The organism is Saccharopolyspora thermophila (assembly GCF_014646075.1).
GTDB lineage: Bacteria > Actinomycetota > Actinomycetes > Mycobacteriales > Pseudonocardiaceae > Saccharopolyspora > Saccharopolyspora thermophila.
Genome location: NZ_BMMT01000005.1, coordinates 31,634 through 50,742, shown reverse-complemented (window position 1 = coordinate 50,742; position 19,109 = coordinate 31,634). Strand labels below are relative to the sequence as shown.

Annotated in this window: 15 protein-coding genes; 7 read left to right on the top strand and 8 right to left on the bottom strand. The window is 70.2% G+C overall.

Translation table 11 applies throughout. The features are described 5' to 3' along the window. The first annotated feature begins 18 nt into the window (after positions 1 to 18). Both IEY17_RS09375 and IEY17_RS09370 read left to right on the top strand, forming a co-directional pair. Positions 19 to 1,140: a decaprenyl-phosphate phosphoribosyltransferase gene (locus tag IEY17_RS09375; protein WP_188987105.1), complete on the top strand. Its 1,122-nt coding sequence runs from the start codon at positions 19 to 21 to the stop codon at positions 1,138 to 1,140. A 237-nt stretch (positions 1,141 to 1,377) separates the two neighbouring features. After that, on the top strand, positions 1,378 to 2,958 hold the full coding sequence (locus tag IEY17_RS09370; protein WP_188986928.1) for an alkaline phosphatase D family protein: 1,581 nt from the start codon (positions 1,378 to 1,380) through the stop codon (positions 2,956 to 2,958). 63 nt (positions 2,959 to 3,021) lie between these two features. On the opposite strand, the gene IEY17_RS09365 is transcribed toward IEY17_RS09370, so the two are convergent. The 5 genes from IEY17_RS09365 to IEY17_RS09345 form a co-directional block, all read right to left on the bottom strand. Then, positions 3,022 to 4,302, bottom strand: a complete 1,281-nt coding sequence (locus IEY17_RS09365) for an NAD(P)/FAD-dependent oxidoreductase (RefSeq protein WP_188986927.1) — start codon at positions 4,300 to 4,302, stop codon at positions 3,022 to 3,024. After that, positions 4,299 to 4,700, bottom strand: coding sequence for a GtrA family protein (locus tag IEY17_RS09360; protein ID WP_188986926.1), 402 nt, complete (start codon positions 4,698 to 4,700; stop codon positions 4,299 to 4,301). The genes IEY17_RS09365 and IEY17_RS09360 overlap by 4 nt, the downstream gene beginning before the upstream one ends. Continuing rightward, positions 4,687 to 5,688, bottom strand: coding sequence for a glycosyltransferase family 2 protein (locus tag IEY17_RS09355; protein WP_188986925.1), 1,002 nt, complete (start codon positions 5,686 to 5,688; stop codon positions 4,687 to 4,689). The genes IEY17_RS09360 and IEY17_RS09355 overlap by 14 nt, the downstream gene beginning before the upstream one ends. Before the next feature lie 2 nt (positions 5,689 to 5,690). Continuing rightward, positions 5,691 to 8,714, bottom strand: coding sequence for an arabinosyltransferase domain-containing protein (locus IEY17_RS09350; RefSeq protein ID WP_229679976.1), 3,024 nt, complete (start codon positions 8,712 to 8,714; stop codon positions 5,691 to 5,693). A 186-nt stretch (positions 8,715 to 8,900) separates the two neighbouring features. Continuing rightward, entirely contained in the window at positions 8,901 to 12,077 is a 3,177-nt protein-coding gene (locus IEY17_RS09345) for an arabinosyltransferase domain-containing protein (protein WP_229679975.1), read from the bottom strand. Positions 12,078 to 12,260: 183 nt separating this feature from the next. Between IEY17_RS09345 and IEY17_RS09340 the strand changes: the two genes are divergently transcribed. Together IEY17_RS09340 and IEY17_RS09335 are read left to right on the top strand one after the other, a co-directional pair. Continuing rightward, positions 12,261 to 13,751, top strand: coding sequence for a glycosyltransferase family 87 protein (locus tag IEY17_RS09340; RefSeq protein WP_188986924.1), 1,491 nt, complete (start codon positions 12,261 to 12,263; stop codon positions 13,749 to 13,751). 378 nt (positions 13,752 to 14,129) lie between these two features. Then, positions 14,130 to 16,223, top strand: coding sequence for an ATP-binding protein (locus tag IEY17_RS09335; RefSeq protein ID WP_188986923.1), 2,094 nt, complete (start codon positions 14,130 to 14,132; stop codon positions 16,221 to 16,223). Positions 16,224 to 16,277: 54 nt separating this feature from the next. Here the strand turns inward: IEY17_RS09335 and IEY17_RS09330 are convergent, their stop codons facing one another. Together IEY17_RS09330 and IEY17_RS09325 are read right to left on the bottom strand one after the other, a co-directional pair. Then, a complete protein-coding gene (locus IEY17_RS09330; RefSeq protein ID WP_188986922.1) occupies positions 16,278 to 16,475 on the bottom strand; it encodes a DUF397 domain-containing protein in 198 nt (65 codons plus the stop codon). A gap of 15 nt (positions 16,476 to 16,490) precedes the next feature. After that, positions 16,491 to 17,330, bottom strand: coding sequence for a helix-turn-helix domain-containing protein (locus tag IEY17_RS09325; RefSeq protein WP_188986921.1), 840 nt, complete (start codon positions 17,328 to 17,330; stop codon positions 16,491 to 16,493). Positions 17,331 to 17,541: 211 nt separating this feature from the next. Here IEY17_RS09325 and IEY17_RS26060 point away from each other — a divergent pair, with 211 nt between their 5' ends. Then, entirely contained in the window at positions 17,542 to 17,778 is a 237-nt protein-coding gene (locus IEY17_RS26060) for an HC3 family zinc finger protein (RefSeq protein ID WP_373289861.1), read from the top strand. Next, positions 17,775 to 18,116, top strand: a complete 342-nt coding sequence (locus tag IEY17_RS09315) for a hypothetical protein (protein ID WP_188986920.1) — start codon at positions 17,775 to 17,777, stop codon at positions 18,114 to 18,116. The genes IEY17_RS26060 and IEY17_RS09315 overlap by 4 nt, the downstream gene beginning before the upstream one ends. Here IEY17_RS09315 and IEY17_RS09310 read toward each other — a convergent pair. Beyond that, positions 18,092 to 18,301 (bottom strand): DUF397 domain-containing protein, encoded by a 210-nt coding sequence (locus IEY17_RS09310; protein ID WP_188986919.1) that lies wholly within the window; start codon positions 18,299 to 18,301, stop codon positions 18,092 to 18,094. The two genes, IEY17_RS09315 and IEY17_RS09310, sit on opposite strands and share 25 nt — an antisense overlap. Positions 18,302 to 18,732: 431 nt before the next feature. Here IEY17_RS09310 and IEY17_RS09305 point away from each other — a divergent pair, with 431 nt between their 5' ends. Then, a complete protein-coding gene (locus IEY17_RS09305) occupies positions 18,733 to 19,092 on the top strand; it encodes a hypothetical protein (RefSeq protein ID WP_188986918.1) in 360 nt (119 codons plus the stop codon). Positions 19,093 to 19,109 lie beyond the last annotated feature (17 nt).

Below are 19,109 nucleotides of genomic sequence, written 5' to 3'. Positions count from 1 at the left end.
GTCGGTGACGCGGTGCTGATGGACGCCGGAGCGGCCGAGAAGGCCGCGGTGTCCGAGGACGGCGCGACCGGCAAGTCCGGCGAGGTGACCGACCGGGCGGACACCGGGGCCGCGCGGCCCAAGCAGACCGAGATCGAGGCGGACGCGGAGGGCACCATCGGCGCCGAGTTCGGCGACGAGGTGCTGGAGGCGGAGCCGAAGAGGTCCGACGACGTCAAGGACAAGTCCTCGGACGCCTACCACGCGAAGGTCACCGCCAAGGCGGGCACCACCGCGGGCCTGGTCACCGGCCTGGTCAAGGAGCTGCGCCCCAAGCAGTGGGTGAAGAACATCCTGGTGCTGGCCGTGCCGTTCGCGGCGGGCGGGATCCTGGACCCGGGCATCCTGTGGCACTCGGTCATCGCGTTCGTGGTGTTCTCGATGGCCGCGTCGGGCATCTACTTCGTCAACGACGCGATCGACGTCGAGGCGGACCGGCAGCACCCGACGAAGCGGAACCGGCCGATCGCCGCCGGACTGATCCCGGTACCGGTCGCCTACGTGGTGTGCGTGCTGCTGCTCGGTGGGTCGCTGCTGATCTCGGGGCTGACCAGCGGGCCGCTGCTGGTGGTGATGGCGGTCTACATCGCGGTACAGCTGGGCTACTGCTTCGGCCTCAAGCACCAGCCGGTGATCGACCTGTGCATCGTGGCGTCCGGGTTCCTGCTGCGCGCCATCGCCGGTGGTGCGGCCGCGGACCTGCGGATCACGCAGTGGTTCTACCTGGTCGTGGCGTTCGGTTCGCTGTTCATGGTGGCGGGCAAGCGCTACGCCGAGGTGAAGCTGGCGATGGAGACCGGCGCGAAGATCCGCAAGTCGCTGAAGGCGTACTCGCCGTCCTACCTGCGGTTCGTGTGGGCCATCGCGGCGGCGATCACGATCATGGCGTACTCGCTGTGGGCCTACAGCATCCAGGAGGACGTGTACTCCCGCTGGGGCCTGATCTCGATCATCCCGATGGTGATCGCGATCCTGCGATACGCGGTGGACATCGACAAGGGTGTCGCGGGCGAGCCCGAGGAAGTGGTGCTGAAGGACAAGGTCCTGATGGTCCTCGGCGTCATCCTCGCGGGCTGCCTGTTCCTGGCGTTCTACCTGTAGCCACACCAACCAACGCCCCCGGCCACCCCCTGGCCGGGGGCGTTGCGCTGTCCGGCCCGGATTCCGGGTGCGCCACCCGCGGAAAATCCACCACGATGTGGCTGCACACATCGGCCGAGCTGGAGATCGACCCGGCTCACCTGCTGCCGCGGTGAGTGGCGGCGTGTTCATGCGCTGATCACCCGGAGGGCAGAAGCCCTTCATCGTTCGGGGTGAGAGTGGGCTCGTTGCCGAACGATGGAGGTCGTTGTGCCTGAACGCGTCTCGCGGCGGAGCGTGCTGCTGGGCGGCACCCTCGCCGGCGCCGCAGCACTGTCCACTGCAGCCATTCCGGCGGCGGCTGCGCTGCCGGGCGCCGGGGTGGCCCCGCGCGGCGAGGTCTTCACGCTGGGCGTCGCCTCCGGCGACCCGACGCCGGACGGGGTCGTGCTGTGGACCCGGTTGGCGCCGAACCCGCTGGCCGAGGACGGCATGGGCGGCATGCCGAACAAGGCCGTGCCGGTGCAGTGGGAGGTCGCCGAGGACGAGCGGTTCACGCGCGTGGTGCAGCGCGGCGAGGCGCAGGCCGCGCCGGAGCTGGGCCACAGCGTGCACGTGGAGCTGACGGGCCTGCGCCCCGACCGCGAGTACTTCTACCGCTTCCGCGCCGCCGGGTCGCTGTCGCCGGCCGGCCGCACCCGCACCGCGCCGCTGCCGGGCGCGATGACCGACCTGGCGATGGCGTTCGCGTCGTGCTCCCAGTACGAGCACGGCTACTTCACCGCCTACCGGCGCCTCGCCGACGAGCACCCGGACCTGGTGCTGCACCTCGGCGACTACCAGTACGAGTACGAGGCCGGGGTTTACGTGGCGCCGGGCGGCAACCCGCGCGACCACCAGGGCCCGGAGACCGTGACGCTGGCGAACTACCGGCAGCGGCACGCCCAGTACAAGACCGACCCGGACCTGCAGTACGCGCACGCGATGGCCCCGTGGGTCGTGGTGTGGGACGACCACGAGGTCGACAACAACTGGGCCGACGAGGTCTACGAGAAGCCGGAGATCCCGCAACCGAACTTCCTGGAGCGCCGCAGGGCCGCCTTCCAGGCGTACTACGAGAACATGCCGCTGCGCCGCGCGCAGATCCCGCGCGGCATCGACATGCGGCTGTACCGGCGCGTCCGGTGGGGCCGACTGGCCACCTTCCACATGCTCGACACCCGCCAGTACCGCGACGACCAGGTGGGTGGGGACAGGTTCCCGACGCAGGACCCGCAGCGGCTGAACCCGAAGCGCAGCCTCACCGGCGCGGAGCAGGAGCGCTGGCTGCTCAGGGGCCTGCACCAGTCCAACGCCCGCTGGGACATCCTCGGCCAGCAGGTCATGTTCGCCGAGATCGACTACCGCAACGGCGAGGAGCGGGGCTACAACCCGGACGCCTGGGACGGCTACGTGGGGTCCCGCCAGCGCGTCATGCAGGGCTGGCAGCAGGCGAAGACCCGCAACCCCGTGGTGCTCACCGGCGACGTGCACACCCACTGGGCCAACGAGATCCACGACGGCGACCGGATCGTGGGCACCGAGCTGACCACCACCTCGATCACCAGCGGCGGCGACGGTTCTGCGAACCTGACGGACAAGGAGCGGGCCTACCTCCGCGAGAACCCGCACGTCCGCCTGTACAGCAACCAGCGCGGCTACATCAGCACGAAGATCACCCCGGGCGGGCTGCGCGCGGACTACCGGGTCCTGCCGTACGTCTCCAGGCCGGGAGCGCCGGTGGAAACGCTGGCGTCCTTCGTGATCGAGGACGGCAGGCCGGGCCTCAACAGGATCTGACCCCCGAGGCGGCGCGCGGCCCCACCGCGCGCCGCGCCGCGGAGTCCACCGATTTTGGGGACCTCAGGTGCGTTCCAGGTCCCGGTTCAGGCCCAGGCGGTCGACCACGTCGTGGGCCATCTGGATCGCGTAGGACTGGCCCCGGTCCTGCGGGTAGATCTGGGACATCGTGGCCAGCGTGACGCCCGGCATCGACGTGCGGTGGCCCGGGATCAGCGCCCGGTACTCCGGCGTCACGATCGGCTGGGCGAAGCCCGCCCTGGAAAAGTGCCAGTTGTTGATCCAGGAGCGGTCAAAGTCCGGGTTCAGCCTGCGCAGCCACGGCAGGTAGCGCTCCAGCAGCTCGGCCGGGTCGGTGGTGAAGCGCCAGTCGTCGCGCGACACGTAGTTGCCGACGTAGACCACATGGCGCCCGCCGTACTCGCTGCGGTCGACCATGTTGGTGTGCTCCACGACCGCCAGGAACGGAAACGCCGGGTCGTTGATGTTCAGCCAGTAGTACGGGATGACGCTGCGGTCGCACTCCAGCACGAAGCACGTCGCCCCCAGGTACTGGTTGCGCCACAGCACGTGGTCCGTCGGCACGCCCGCCGCCTCGGCGAACACCGGCTGCGGCACCGTCACGATCAGGTGGTCGAAGGCGTAGCTGCTGCCGTCCCCGGCACCGATCTCAACGGCCGCGCCGGGCTGGCGGATCGTCGACACCGGTTTGCCGAACTCCACCTTCCCGCCGCGTTCGGTCACCGCGTGCAGCAGTGCCCGGTAGACCTGTTCGTACCCGCCGTGCACGTACCCCAGCTCGAACGTGCGGTAGTGGATGCGCGCCCACAGCCACGCCATGGAGATCCGCTCCGCACTGGCCCCGAACTTGCCCACCAGCAGCGGCTCCCAGATCATCCCGGTCACCCGCGGCCCCGCCCAGCGACGCATCCAGTCCAGCGCCCGCACCGAGGTGAACCGCTGCCCGTCGCGGATCGCCTTCAGGACCGCCGACGACGCGCCGAAGCGCACCCGGTCCAGCAGCGAGAACTTCGGGAACATCAGCATCTCGCGCGGAGTGCCGAAGTCATACAACCGGCCGTCCGCATACACCCCGGTGCGGGGCCTGTGGAAGCGCAGCCGGTGGCCCAGGCCCAGCTCCTCGACCAGTTCGATCATCGCCCGGTCGGTGCGGAAGCTGTGGTGGTAGAACCGCTCCAGCGGGGTGCCGCCGACCTCGATCGACGCCGCCAGCCCGCCCAGCTCCGCGGACGCCTCCAGCACCGTCACGTCGTGCCCGGCCTTCACCGCGTCGAACGCGGCGGTCAGCCCCGTCGCCCCGGCCCCGACCACACCCACCCTCATCCGAAGCTCCACTTCTTGTTGATCGTGTACTGGAAGACCAGCACGACCGGCAGCGACCCGGCCTTCACCAGGTTCGGGTCGACGCCCAGCCAGCCGGAGAACACCTGCAGCAGCAGGAACGTCAACCCGATCCCGGCGACGCCCACCGCGTAGAACCGCAGCAGCCGCACCAGAATCCGGTCCCGCCTGCGGAAGTTGAACAGCGCGTTGAGCACGAAGTTGTTGGTGATGCCGGCAGTCGTGCTGATCGCGTTCGCCAGCTGCTCGTGCAGGCCCGCGAGGTTGAACAGCAGCAGGAACAGCAGGTAGTCCAGCGCCACGCCGCTCGCGCCGATCGCCGCGTAGCGCACCAGCGAACCGCTGCCCAGCGGTGCGCGCAGCTGTTCAGTCCTGGTCATGCCGGATCACGTCCCGCACGATGTACAGCGGTCGTTGCTGCACCTCCTGGTAGATGCGGCCGACGTAGCTGCCGATCACGCCCAGCGACAGCATCTGCAGCCCGCCGAGGAACAGCATCGCGACCATCAGCATGGTCCACCCGGACACGGTCACGGCCGGGAAGAAAAGCCGCAGCGTCACCGCATAGACGATGCCGAGCAGCGCCAGCGCCAACGCCGCGAAGCCCATCCGGGTGATGAGCTTGAGGGGCACGGTGGAGAAGCTGGTGACGCCGTCGGCGGCCAGCCGCAGCATCTTGCGCATCGGGTACTTCGTCTCGCCGGCGATCCGCTCGTCGCGGTCGAACAGCACCTCGCGCTGGTGGAAGCCCATCGAGGCGACCATGCCGCGGATGAACCGGCTGCGTTCCCGGAATCCGCGCAGCTCCTCCGCGGCTCGCCGGTCGAGCAGCCGGAAGTCCCCGGTATCCACCGGGATATCCACCTCGGCGCAGCGCCGCAGCAGCCGGTAGTAGGTGTGCGCGGTGAACCGCTTGAACGCGCTGTCGCGGCGGGTGCGGCGGCGCGCGGACACGATCTCCGCGCCGGCCAGCCACTCGTCGATCAGCTGCAGGCTGACCTGCGGCGGGTCCTGCAGGTCGGTGTCCATCACGATGACCGCGTCGCCCCCGGCGTGGTCCAGCCCGGCGGTGATGGCGATCTGGTGGCCGAAGTTGCGGGCGAAGTCCACCACCCGCACCCGCGGGTCGTTCTTGGCCAGGTCCTGCAGGATTTCCAGTGACCCGTCGGCCGAACCGTCGTTGACGTAGATGAACTCGTAGCCGAACTCGGGCCGGGTGGCGGTGGCCGCGGTCAGCTCGGTGTGGAAGCGGCGGATGCCCGCCGCCTCGTTGTAGACCGGCAGCACGTAGGAGATCAGCGGCGGCGTACCGGACTGGTGGGTGTGTCGTCGTGGAACCGGGACCCGCTGGCGCATCGCGTCGGCCATGGTCACTCCCCTCGCCAACCCCACCGTGGAACGGACACGCTCCGTACGTCGAAGCGGTTGCCCGGCAGCGGGTAACGGACCGCGATCAGGTGCCCCCACTCGGCGTAGTCGGGTGTTCGCTCGGCCCCGACCAGCCGGGTGGGCACCTCCTCCTGGGTGCCGACCTCAGCCACTCCGGCGAACGTCCCGCCGATCCCGCGTTCGTAGGCGGCGGTGCCGCCGAAACCGAGCGCCGCGGGCGGGTTCAGCAGGTACGCGGGCGGCTCCGCCAGGCCGTGCGCCACCCGCGGCATCTCGCGCAGGCACGGTGCGTTCCAGGTCATCGACCAGTCGACGAGGATCGGCGCCCGGCCGCGCAGGTACCGCGCCAGCGGGATGACGTCGCGCACGCGCGGGCCGGCGACGGCGACCCAGCCCGCCGCGTCGGTGGTGGCGTCGACCGCGCGGATCCGCACCCGGTCGGCCCCGGACGGGACGTCGCGGGCGGGGACGTGCAGGTCGCGCCAGGCCGGGTGGTCCTGCGGCCGGTCCTGGACGACGTGGTCGCTGGGGTAGGCGGGGCGCTCGTCGGTGTCCAGCCAGGTGTCGTCGAGGACCCGTTCGCCGACGGTCCCGGTGGGCGAGGCGAACTCCAGGACGACGCGGTTGCCGTCGCCGCTGCGGCCCGCCACGGCCACGGCGAGCTCCTGGTCCGGGCGAAGCGCGGGCAGCGCGTACCAGCCGGTGGTCAGCGTGCCGGTGGAGATCTGGCCGCCGTCCAGGCTGCCCCAGAACTCGCGTATGCCCGGCGGCGGGTCGAACCCCGGCGCGTGTCCGCGACCGGCCGCGAATCCGGCGGCGTGGGCGTCGTCGTGGCTGGTCAGTGCGCCGCCGGGGACGTCGGGGGTGACCACCACGTGGTCCGCGATGCCACAGCCAGCCGTGAGGTTCTGCCCGCCGATGGAGTAGCCGCCGGCCTGGCGCACGGGTGCGACGACGAACGAGGACAGCACGACCGCCACCGTCACCCCCATTGCTCCCGCACCGATCACCGCGGGCATCCGCACGAGCATCTGCCGGGAGCGGCCGGGCACCAGCAGCAGCACCACCGCGACCAGCAACCACGGCAGCGGGCTGTTCAGCGGCCGGAGCGGTTGCTCTCCCCAGGGCACCCCGTACTGCGAGTGCAGGAACCAGTTGTTCTTTCCGGCGAACACCAACGCCGCCGCCACCGCGGCCATCGCCGTGCCCAGCAGGCCGGCCAGCACAACCACCCGATCACGCGACACCTGCCGGGCCGTTGCGGTGATCAGCACCACGCCTGCGGTCACGGTAGCGGCTCCGACGCCGGTCAGCGCGCCGAAGTAGTGCGTCCACTTCGACGGGGTGAGGGTCATCAGCGCGACGCTGACCGCCAGGCACAGCGGCGGCACGTGCGCCCACCGCAGCCCCGGCAGCCGACCCGCCCCGCGCAGCAACAGCAGTCCGGTGTGGACGGCCACGACGAAGGTCAGCAGCACCGGGGCGCGGCGGGCCAGGTCGCCCTGCAGGTCGAAGCCCAGCAGGTACTGGTAGCGCAGGATTTCCTGGAACCACGGCACGTCGGGCCCGTACAGGGTGTGCAGCGCGGTGGCCCTGCGCGCGCCGAACAGGGACTGGTCGGCGAACATCGCCACGATCCCGGTGGCGGCGATGCCCGCCAGCAGCGCCACCACCGGCGTGCTGAGCAGGTGCCGGATCCGCGGGGCGAGCACGGCGAACGGGGCGAGGGCGGCGATGCCCATCGGGGTCACCGCGACCGACAGCCCGGCGGCCAGCGCCGCCAGCCCGAGCCAGGTGACGCGCTCGGTCCGCACGGCCCGCAGCACGCAGGCCAGCACGGCGGCCAGGCCGAGCGCGGCGAACGGTTCGGGGCGGACGCCGAGCCCGAAGGGCAACCACCAGGCCAGGAAGCTCACCGCCGCCAGCAGCCGGACGGCGCTGCGCCGCCCGTGTTCCGGCAGCACCGCGCCGAGGATGCCGCGGCTGAGCACCAGCCAGGTCAGCACGGCCGCCACGACGCTGGGGATGCGCATGACCAGCGGGGTGGTGCTGAGCGCGGCGACCGGTTCGAGCAGCTGCTGCGCCAGCGCGAACGGCGCTTCGGAGGCGTTCTCCCAGCGGTAGTAGTTGCCGACGTCGCCGGTGTCCAGGGCGTTGCGGATGGTCATCGCGGCGAACGAGTCGTCCGCTGTGGTCGGTCCGAGCACCCACCAGCCGCCGAGCACCACGACGACCCCGGCGTCGACCAGGTGGCGCATCCCGGGACGCCTCGGCGAGCGCGCGGCGTGGCGGCCGCGGTCGCGGGCGAGCAGCAGCGCGAACGCCACCGCGACCAGCAGGAGCTGGGCGGCGATCAGGGCCTGTTTGGTGGCGGTGGGGGAGTTTTCGAACCAGGTGGCGGTGGTGACCCGCACGTGCAGGCCGGCGGCCTGCTGTGGCGTCAGGTCGGTGGTGAAGGCGACGATGTCGCGCACCCGCGCGCCGGGCAGTTCGGCGACCTGCGCCCCGATGCTGGCCCGGCTGCCTGCGCTGTCGGCGTCGATGGCGACGTCGCAGCCCGGCCCGATGGGGGCACGCAGCGCCTCGCGGCCCGCGACCAGGGCGATGACGTGGTCGCGGGCCGTGGTGACCGCGAAGCCCTCGGTGGGTTGGCCGGGCAGGCGGCTGGCGACCAGTGTGGTGGGAACGCCGCGCTGCTGCCCTGCCCGCACCACCGCGCAGGGCACGCGCACGTGCACCTCGGGCGGCTCGTAGGGGACGACGAACGCGAGGGTTCCTTCGGGGAGTTCCCCGGCCTTTGGCCACGTGACGGTGACCTGCTGGGTCACCACCGGCGCGAGGGGCACCGCGACCGCCGCCAGCACGCCGAGCATTCCGACGAGCACGGGCACCACAGTGGACAGTCGTCGGCGGCCTGGCGCGTCGATCTGGGCGGGCGCGGGGTCGCACAGCTGTGCTGCGGTCTGTCCGATCCCGTCCGGCACCGAAACGTTCCCCCTGGTCACGTGGCTGGTCTGCGGCGAATCCAAGTCTCGGGGAAAACCACCGATCCCGCAGCGCCTGCACCCCGTGCCCGGAAACCCGCGCCACCGCACGACAAACGCGCCACCACCGGGTGACGCCCTACCCCGCACGGTCGCCGAGCGTCACCGGCCCCGCGGTCGGGCTCCCGGTGGCGCATGCTCGGCCGGTCAGTGCTCCTCGAAGGGGTAGGGCGGGTCGCCGTGGGCGCCGCCGATGAGCTCCCGGCGCTGGGTCGTGGTGTAGGCGTCGCGGTCGATCTCGTAACGCACCGCGTAGAGGTGGCCCCAGGTGTGGCCGGGGGCGTCGCGCAGACGACTGGGCAGTTCCAGGCGGCGGGACTGCATCGGCACGCCCGCGAACACCCCACCCCACTCGCGCGCGTACGCCATCGACGCCTCCCCGGCGGGCGGCGTCACCAGCAGCCGCGGGCTGCCCGCGAGACCGTGCCCGACCTGCGGATATGCGTACCAGCACGGGAACACGAAGCTCATTGGCCAGTCGATCAGCGCGGGCGGCAGCGCGTTGAGGGCCTGCCGCAGCGGCACCACGTCGCGCACCGCCGGGCCGCTGATCGACAGCCAGCCCTGCTCGTCGCTGGTGCGGTCCTCGGCGCGCACCCGCACGCGGTCGGCCGCGGCGGGCAGGTCGTGCGCGTCGATGGTGAGCAGCCGCCAGCCGCGGAAGTCGCGCCAGTCGATGGGGCGGCCGTGGCGCGGGTCGTCGAACGGCAGTTCCGTCGGCGGCGGGTCGCGCAGTTCCCGCACCTCCAGTGGACCCGCGGCGGTACCGAACTCCAGCGCCAGCGAGTTCCCCTGCTCCGGCCGCCCGGCGACCCACAACGACAGTGCCTGGTCGCTGGTGAGTTGCGGCAGGCCGAACCAGGCGGAGGTGAGCGTGCCGGTGGTCTGCGGTCCGCCGACCTGGCTGGTCCAGGAGTACTGGCTGGACGTGGTGGCCTGCACCTCGTCGGACTCGGGGTCGTCGGTCGGCACCCGCAGCGGCTCCCCGGGGTTGCCTTCGCGCAGGTCCGCCTCCTGCGGGGGGTCGCCGCCGCGGGTGAACCCGTCGAGTTCGTCGACGCCGTCCACCGGTGTCAGGCGGGTGGCGATCGGCAGCGTCTCGACGTCGCTTTCCAGCCCGCAGGTGCTGGCCCGGATGCTCTGCTTGTTCATCCTCGCGATGGAGAACCGGTCGCCCATGGTGCGCGGCGCGGCCAGGAACGACCCGAGCAGCACCAGCACCGACGCCAGCGCGGCCAGCCCCAGCACCGACGCCGGCACGACCGTCCACACGAGATTCCGGGGACCCGGCTCGACGTGCTTGACCAGTGCCCGCAGGCGCACCACGGCGAACACCAGCACTCCGCTGGCCGCCCCGGCGGCCATCCACAGCAGCGGGTCGGGCAACGGCAGGCCGGGCTCCACCGGGGTGTCCGACCACGGCATCGCGAAATCCGACTGCATCGGCCACACGTTCGGGCCCATGAACGACAGCGCCGCGGCGACCGAGGCACCGATGCCGCCGAAGATTCCGAGCAGCACGGCCTCACGCCCGGCTGGCGCGTGCCGGCCCATGCGCACCAGCAGCACGACGCTGACCGCGAGCAGCGCGGATCCCACCCCGGCCAGGGCCCCGAAGTGGTGGGACCACTTCGACGGCGTCAGCCACAGCCCGGCCAGCACGGCCGCGGCGCTGCCGACCACCACCGGCAGGTCGGTCATCCCCACCCAGCGGTGCACCTGCCGCACCGCGCACGCCGCGGCGATCAGCACCCCGGCCACCACCAGAAACACCGCCATCCGCTTGCCGGACGCGCCCCAGATGGTGGTGCCCAGCAGCCCGGTGTAGCGCTCGATCTCCTGGTACCAGCCGAAGCTCGGCCCGAACTCGTGGTGGATCGCGGTCGCCGCCCGCAGCCCGTTCCAGGTGGAGTCGGCGAACATCGCCACCAGCCCCACCGCGGCCACGCTGCCGACCAGCGCGACGCGCGTCGGCACCGCGATCCACCGGGGCACCGGCCCGGCCTGCCCGAGCACGCGGGTAATGCGCGGCGTGAAGACCGCGACGATGATCAGGGCGCTGACGCCGGTCGGCGTGATGGCCGCGGTGAGGCCGCCGGCCAGCGCGGCCACACCCAGCCAGAAGTGCGGCGCGCGCGTCCGGCCGAGCTTGAGCAGCGCCGCCACCAGCGCGGTGGTGCCCAGCGCGACGAACGGTTCGGGCCGAATACCCAGCCCGTACGGCAACCAGCAGGCCAGGAAGAACACCGCCGCGAGCAGGTGCAGCGGGAACCGGCGGGTGCCGCGGCAGACCGGGCTGACGATGCCGCGGCTGACCAGCAGCCAGGTGACCAGCCCGGCCACCGCGCTGGGCACCCGCAGCCAGGCGGGCGCGAGGCTGTGCTCCGCCACCACGCGCATCAGGTGCTGGACCAGGGTGAACGGGGTTTCGGACGCGTTGAACCAGCGATAGTAGTTGCCGATGTCGCCGGCGACGTCGTAGTTGCGGATGGTCATCATCGCGAACCCGTCGTCGTCGGTGAGCGGCCCGATGATCAGCCACCCGGCGAGCACCCCGAGCACCGCGGCGTCGACCACGAGCAGCGGCGCGGAGATCCGCACGGTGGTCAGCGCGGGCGGCGCGTGCGCGAACAGCAGGACCAGCGAGACGAACGCCAGCACGAGCGCGGCGCTGATCAGCGCACTCTTGAACTCCGTGGGCGCGGTGTCGAACCAGGAGAACGTGGTGGCGGTGACCGCGAGCCCGCCGGTCAGCGGTGGCGGCAGGTCGGTGCTGAACGTGAAGATCTCCGGCGCGGCGATGCCGGGCAGCTCCACGGGCGGGTGGTCGCCGAAGGTCACGACGGACCGCTGCGAGTCGGCGTGCACCCGCAGGTCACAGGCGGACCCGAGCGGCGGCAGCGGCACCTGGTGCTGGCCGAGGACGAGTTCCGGTCTGCCGAGGCGGGTGGTGAGCACCATGCCTTCGCGGTCGCTGCCCGGCGGCAGGGTGGACAGCACGGTGGTCCGGCCGGGGCGGGCGAGAGCGGCCCGCAGCACCGGGCACGGCACGGACGCGTCGAACACGGCGGGCCGGTAGGGCGTGAACAGTGCCGTCGTGGACTCGGCGGGCCCGGACGGCCAGCGCACCTCCGTCCGGTCCAGCCACACCGGGGCGAACGGCAGGGCCACCGCGCAGACCAGCCCGGCGACCCCGACGCACACCGACAGCAGGTGCGCCAGCCACGCGCCGAGCCGGGACGGTTGCCGGCCTTCCCCGCCGGGTAGCCGGGTTTCGGCGGGCATGTCGAGCTGCGCGGTGCTGTTCCAGTGCCTCAACCGCACTCCTGGGGGGAGACGAAGGTGTGTCCCGGATCATCCTCGCGAACACCCAGTGCGCCCAGTAACGGCGGCGCGTTAGATTCAACCGGCCGATTGACGACCCAGGCAACGTATGAGGTTGCCGCCGCAGGGCAACGAACCGGGCCGCAACGGCGTGCTCCGTGTGGAGCAGACAGGAGTCAGAAGGTGTTCGTTTCCGACGGGATGGCGGCCGACCGGCCGCGATGGTCGCGGTATGGCTGGTCGGCCGGGGTGGCGGCGGTGTTGTCCGCCGGGTTGTTCTGGCTGGTGCGCGGCTCACTGATCGACGACAGCTACATCACGCTGAGCTACGCCCGGAACCTGGCGTTTTACGGTCACTGGGGGTTGATCACCGCCGAGGTCTCGAATTCCGCGACCGCGCCGCTGAACGTGCTGGTGCTGGCCGCGGTGACGGCCGTGGTCCGGCATCCCGTGCTCGCGTTGGGCATCGTGTTCGTGCTGGCCAACGTCGCGCTCGCGGTGTTCCTGCACGCCACCGCGCGGGCGAGCGGGCTGCCCGGCTGGATCGGGCCGCTCGGGGCGCTGCTGGTGGCGGCCAACCCGCTGCTGCTGTCCACGGTCGGGCTGGAGATGACGCTCGCGTCGGCGCTGCTGGGGATGCTGCTGTTCGCCGCCGTGCGGCGGCGATACGTGCTGTTCGGCGTGGCCGCCGGGCTGCTGGCGCTGACGCGGCTGGACCTCGGGGTGTTCGTGCTGGCGGTCCTGATCGGTCGACCGGGGCTGTGGCGCGGCTGGTGGCGGTGGCTGCTGGCGGCGGCGGTGACGGCGCTGCCGTGGTTCGTCTTCAGCTGGTTCTACTTCGGTTCGGCGGTGCCGGACACGCTGGTCATCAAGCAGGTGCAGCGGTCGTGGGGTGACTGGGACTTCCACAACGGCCTGCAGCTCTACCACCAGGTTTTCCCGACCGCGGTGGTGATTTCGCTGGTCCCGGCGGTGCTCGGGCTGGTGTGCCTGGTCGGGCTGTGCGTGCTGCGGCTGTTCCGCCGGGCCGCGCGGGTGTGGCCGTGGGCGCTGATCGGGTTGGGCGCTGTCGCGCACTACTACGTCTACACGCTCATGGGCGTGCCGCCGTACCACTGGTACTACGGGCCGAGCCTGATCGGCCTGACGGTGCTGCTGGTCGGTGGTGTCGGGTTACTCGCGTCGCGTCGGCTGGTGGTGCCCGCGGTGCTGGCGGGCTGCGCGGTCTTCGGCGCGCAGGGCTGGTTCGCGCTGCAGCACGGGTTGCCGTGGCGGGAGGCGGCGATCACGACGAACTGGGCCACCTCGGCCGACTACGCCCGCATCGGTGCGGAGCTCGGCCGGGTGGTCGGCACGGGCACGGTCGCCAGCCCGGGGGAGATCGGCGCGCTCGCGTACTTCTGCGACTGCGCGATCGTCGACACCTTCTCTGACCGCGGCTACCTGGCGGCCCAGCTGGAGAAGCGCCTGGCCGACGCGTCGCCGCTGACCCGCGCGCTGCTGGAGCTCAACTACCGCCACTTCCAGCCGACCGAGCCGCTCCGGGTGGATTACGTGCTGCGCCGCGAGCCGGGCCCCGGCCCGGACCCGCTCTGGCGGATCGGCACGACGTGGGCGGAACCCGCCCACCTCGCCCTCCTACCGGGCGAACCCGAACCGGAAACGTCGGAGTGAAGGCGCACTCCCGACCGAGTGGCTCGGCGTCGGTGGGGTGCACTGCGGTGTGCCCCGAAGGGCGGCTGCATGCGATCCGTGTGGACGCGTAGCGGGAAACCACCGCGGCGAACAGGATTCCGCCGGGCGGCAGCACGCGGCGACCTCGCGAAGGGCGCGGAGCCGGTCGTCGCGGTCCTCCATGCCGCACCAAGGTACGCACCACCCTGATTCCGGGCCTGCCGCTTTTCGACCGTGGCGTCGGCCCAGCGTGCCGGTCTGACCGGAGCGGTCTGCGTCACGCTCATGGCGCACGTCTGGCGGTAGCGCAGCGTGCGCGCTTCTGCCAACCTCCGTCGCAGTGATCAACGAGCGCAAGGATTGTCGGGAGCAAACGGGGTGCACAACCAGTCGGTGGTCGGCGGCGACAGCGTGCAGGCGGGGGAGATTCACGGTGACGTGCACTTCCACCGCGCACCGGAGGAGCGGGTCGTGCCGCGCCAACTGCCACTCGCGGCTCGGCACTTCGTCAACCGGGCAGTGGAGCTGGACGCACTGACGACCCTGCTGAACGGCGCGAACACCGAAGGTTTCGTGCTGATCTCGACGGTCGACGGGGTCGCCGGGGTGGGCAAGTCGACCCTGGCGGTGCACTGGGCGCACCGAGTGCGCGACTGCTTCCCGGACGGCGAGCTGTACGCGAACCTCCGAGGTTTCGACCCGGCGGCCGAGCCGGTGAAGCCTGCCGACGTTCTCGCGTCGTTCTTGGCGGCGCTCGGCGTCTCGGGCGAGCGCATGCCGCAGGACACCGAGGCCCGGGCGGCGCTGTTCCGCAGTTTGGTGCACGACAAACGCATGCTGATCCTGCTGGACAACGCGCGCACGGCAGACCAGGTGCGGCCGCTGTTGCCGAGCAGCCCGACCTGCCTGGTGCTGGTCACCAGCCGGAACCAGCTGCACGAGCTGGTGGTCCGCGAAGGAGCGACCCGCATCGCGCTCGACGTGCTCGACCCCGACGAGGCGGAGCACCTGCTCGCCCGCTATCTCGGCGACGACCGGGTGGCGACCGAGCGGGTCGCGGTGCGGGCTCTGGTCCGGCACTGCGCCGGACTGCCGCTCGCGCTCGGCATCGCCGCCGTGCGCGCGGCGGAGAACCCGGACTTCCCGCTGGACGAACTGGTCGCGGAACTCCAGGACGAACGAGACCGTCTGGACGCCCTCGACGGGGGCGGCGTGACGGGCGTCCGAGCGGTGTTCTCCTGGTCATACCGCTCCCTGACCTCGGAAGCGGCCCGCATGTTCCGCCTCCTCGGCCTCCCCACCGGCCCGGACATCGGCCTCGCGGCGGCAGCGGACCTCGCCGGACTGCCACAGCGGGAGGCCCGAACCCTCCTGGCGGAACTGACCCGAGCCAACCTGCTCGACCAGTACAAACCGGGCCGATACCAGTTCCACGACCTGATCCGCGCCTACGCGGCCGAATGCGCAGCAGCCGACGAGGAACCAGCAGCCCGCCAAGCGGCCGTACGCCGATTGCTCGACCACTACCTGCGGACAAGCAGTGCGATCGACCGGCACCTGGTCGGCCATTCCCGAAAGTTCGCACCCCGGTTGCCGGAGTCGTCGATCACCGGCCTCTCCTTCGAGCATGACGACCAGATGCTGGCCTGGTGGGATACGGAGCACGCGAACCTGGTGGCCGCGGTCCGCCAAGCGGCGGCCACCCACGAGCACCAGCGCACCTGGCAACTCGCCTACTCGCTGATGTACTTCCTCCGCCTCCGCGGACACCTGGACGACCTGATCAGCAGCTACGAGCTGGCGATCGCTGCGGCCGGCGAGCTCGGAGACGACGCCGCCAGAGCACAGTTGCTCTACGAACTGGGAATCCCGTACTTCGCCCGCAAGCAGTTCGAGACGGCGGCGCACTTCCAGGAACAGGCGCTTGGCTTGTTCGAGGCTGCTGGTGATCAATACTCGACCGGCACCGCTCTTACCGCGTTGGCTGAGGACTACATCGAGTTGCAGTCGTACGACGCCGCGTACCAGTCAGCGTCACGAGCGCTGGAAATCCAGCGACAGCTCAACGACAGCCACGGTCAGGGCTACGCGTGCACCGTGCTGGGAGTGCTGCACGTTCGTCGCGGTGAGCCCGAGAAAGCGACGGAGATCTTCTCCGAAGGTTTGGCGTTCTACCGTCGGGCCGGCGAGAAGTTCGGCGAAGCTTTCATCTTGCACCACCTGGCAGAGATCGCACTCAGCGCTGGTCGAGCAGCTGAAGCGGCAAGCCTGTACCGGCAAGCCGCCGATCTGCGGGCCGAGATCGGCAATCGTCCAGGACACGCCCAAAGCCTCCGAGGGTTGGGCGCTGCCTGTCACGCAGAGGGTGACAACGACGGTGCGAGACGGGCTTGGCAACAAGCCCTGGCCATCTTCGAGGAACTCCGTGACCCGGAGACCGACGAGGTGCGGCAGGATCTAGCGCGACTCTGACGTAGGTGAGGGCCCTTCGCCAAGTATCTTGGTGAAGGGCCCTCACCCAGCAGCTCACATGCTGTCGTTGAGTTTGTTGAGGAAGGCGCGCCACTGCTCAGGACCGAAGGTCAGGGTGCCGCCGTCTCGGTCTTTGCTGTCGCGTACGCCGATGACTTCAGGCATCACCGCTACTTCTACACAGGCTCCGCCGTAGCCGTTGCTTCGGCTGGATTTGCGCCACGCTGCACGCGATAAGTCGTAGTCCTGCACTGCGCGCCTCCCTCGTCAGGTGAGGTCTCTCATCGCCCGTTCGAGTGTAGCGGCAGTTTCGGTTTCCTTGGAAGAGGAAACCTGAAGCTGTTTGAAGGCAGACACGAATCGCTCGATCTGAGCAGCGTTGTCGACGTAGTCGCCGCTGGTCAGGCATTCGACGTAGACGACGGTTGCCTTCGCAGGATGCTCGATTTCGAGGATGTAGAAGGACGACCCCATTGCGACGTGCGCGCCTGCGCTGAAGGGCAGGACTTGCAGCGTGACATTCGGCAGTTCAGTCGCCTCGCGGAGGTAGCGAAGTTGGTCCGCCATGACCTTGGCACCGCCGACCGGACGACGGAGAACTGCCTCGTTCAGCACAACTGAGAGGTGCAATGGGTTGCCGCTGTGGATGCGAGCGGTTCGTTCCATACGCGTGACCACGAGCCGTTCGACTTCCTCTTCGGTCGGCGTTGGATCTGTCGCGCGGGTGATGGCTCGGGCGTAGTCCTCCGTCTGGAGCAGTCCTGGGACGAGTTCGGGTTCGTAGACCTGCATCGCTGACGCGATGGTTTCCAGCGCCACGTAGCGCTGGGCCCAGTCCGGGATGCGCGCCGTGGCGCGCTTGCGGGCTTCACGGGCGAGTTGGACGACCGTCTGGCCGGTGGCCTCGTCCGCGCCGTAGAGGTCGATCAGCAAGCGGACGTCACCGGCGCTGATCGTGGCCTTGCCGGTCTCGATCTTGCTGATGCGCGGTTTCTGGCATTCGAGGGCCTCGGCCGCCGCTTCCTGCGTCTTCCCAGCTTGCTCCCGCAGCTTGCGCAGCAGTTGGCCGAGTTGGATTCGTGCGACAGGAGGAGTGGTTATCGGCATGGGAGAGGGCCTTTCGGATTTGGTTTCCCTGCAAGTACCAATTTTTCGGCAGTTTCCTGCAAGGTGGCAACAATGATCACCCTACTGTGTAAATGCGTTCGGGAAACTACAGCCTCTACTGTTGATCTAGGTGGCGGCCCGAGATTTCGCAACCCCTTCCCCCGACCGGGCCGCCGCCCTTTCCGAATGATTTTCCCTTTGGGAGGCTGGGATGTTGCCGATGTCGTCGCTTGGACCTGTGGTGTACTGGCGGCCGCACGGCGGTTTGCGGCACGCGTTGTGGCCGCCGGAACTCCCTCGTGCGGGTCAGACGCGGGAAACCGTGTGCGGCAGCACCATCACGCTCACTGATCCGTCCGAAGTGGACTGGTTGGATCCGACGTGCCCGACGTGCATGGACAAGGCGCGGCAACTGCGCGACGAGAGGGATCGGAGGAGTAAGAAATGACCGGAGCGGTGTGGATTTTCCTTGCTGCACTCGTGGTTTTCGCAGCATTGGTGGGGGTGATGCCGTTGCGCGGCGGAAACGGGCAGCACGCGCATGCCGGGCCCGGCACCGTGGACGTCTGGCGGCTCCGCGAGGTGATCGCCGCGCAGCAGGACATCGCGGAGCCGGAGGACATCGTGTGGCCGGACGAGGATCCGGACACCGGCCGACATCGCATGGTCAACGTCGACATGCTCTGCCACCGCATAGCCACGGCCATCGTCGAACACGGCGGCCAAGGCCGCCGACGCTTCCCGCTACCGATGGACGTCTGTTATCCCCCAGCAGCACTGCGGTAAGTCCTGCGGCTGCCGAGGAAGGCGCGCCACTGGTCACGACTGAAGACCAGTATGCCTCCCTGTCGGTTCTTGCTGTCCCGGACACCGACTGCCGTGGGCGTCAAGGTGACTTCCACGCAGTCGCCGCCGTAAGCATTGCTGTAGCTGGATTTGTGCCACGTCGTGCCCGAAAAGTTGTGGTCCATCCGAGCATCCTCTCGTTGGTCCCTGCACTCGTGGATCGCCCGTTCGTGCGATGAACCCCGCTTCGCGGGAAGCAACAGCATTCGTCCGGATTTCCGTGGGTCCTCCCGAACGAACTGGGCAGGAGGAGGACCCACGGACCACGGACACCCGGAGAACCCCACTTCACCAGGCATCCGTGCTTCCTTGGGCGCGTAGCGCTGCGGGAAGTCACACGCCGGAACCGACGTCCTCACCACTCTGATCGCCGCAGCGCCCCCGAACGTTGCTGGGAACGGCGAAGTTGCCCCGAATTGTGCAGCGGCGGACTTTCGGGCAGGAATCAGACCCACCTCTACCCCGAACGGCCCGATGGAGCGGACACGCGGCATAACGCCGCGTACCAAAGACGATGTCCGTCCGTAAGACCACACGGCCGAAAGGAATGAACGAGATGCGTAAGGCGCTGAAGGGCCGGATCGCCAAGGCGGCGGGGACGATCGGCGCGGTGGGCGTGGCGGCCACGCTGGCCTTCGCCGGGTCCGCGCAGGCCGCCGCCACCCCCCAACACCTGACGATCTGCAGCGGTCAGGACTTCCCGCTCAGGGTGACGTTCCCGGGCCGCGGGGGCCTCACCATCACCACCGGCAAGGTCCCCGGCAAGGTGACCTGCGTGACACACCGGCTCCGCGGCACCACCAACGAGCAGTTCGACGTCTACACCGGGGACCGCTACCTGGGCTCGGCCATCTACAACGGCCAGCGCGGCGCCGAGGTCCGCGGCATCCCGGGCCCGAGCTTCGTCGTGTCCTGAACCGTGCGGGCCGCCGG

Excerpts from the sequence above, each read along its gene's own strand:
- IEY17_RS09375 (WP_188987105.1), top strand. The coding sequence starts at position 19 with ATGGACGCCGGAGCGGCCGAGAAGGCCGCGGTGTCCGAGGACGGCGCG.
- IEY17_RS09370 (WP_188986928.1), top strand. The coding sequence starts at position 1,378 with ATGGAGGTCGTTGTGCCTGAACGCGTCTCGCGGCGGAGCGTGCTGCTG.
- IEY17_RS09365 (WP_188986927.1), bottom strand. The coding sequence starts at position 4,302 with ATGAGGGTGGGTGTGGTCGGGGCCGGGGCGACGGGGCTGACCGCCGCG.
- IEY17_RS09360 (WP_188986926.1), bottom strand. The coding sequence starts at position 4,700 with ATGACCAGGACTGAACAGCTGCGCGCACCGCTGGGCAGCGGTTCGCTG.
- IEY17_RS09355 (WP_188986925.1), bottom strand. The coding sequence starts at position 5,688 with ATGGCCGACGCGATGCGCCAGCGGGTCCCGGTTCCACGACGACACACC.
- IEY17_RS09325 (WP_188986921.1), bottom strand. The coding sequence starts at position 17,330 with ATGCCGATAACCACTCCTCCTGTCGCACGAATCCAACTCGGCCAACTG.
- IEY17_RS26060 (WP_373289861.1), top strand. The coding sequence starts at position 17,542 with ATGTTGCCGATGTCGTCGCTTGGACCTGTGGTGTACTGGCGGCCGCAC.
- IEY17_RS09315 (WP_188986920.1), top strand. The coding sequence starts at position 17,775 with ATGACCGGAGCGGTGTGGATTTTCCTTGCTGCACTCGTGGTTTTCGCA.
- IEY17_RS09310 (WP_188986919.1), bottom strand. The coding sequence starts at position 18,301 with ATGGACCACAACTTTTCGGGCACGACGTGGCACAAATCCAGCTACAGC.
- IEY17_RS09305 (WP_188986918.1), top strand. The coding sequence starts at position 18,733 with ATGCGTAAGGCGCTGAAGGGCCGGATCGCCAAGGCGGCGGGGACGATC.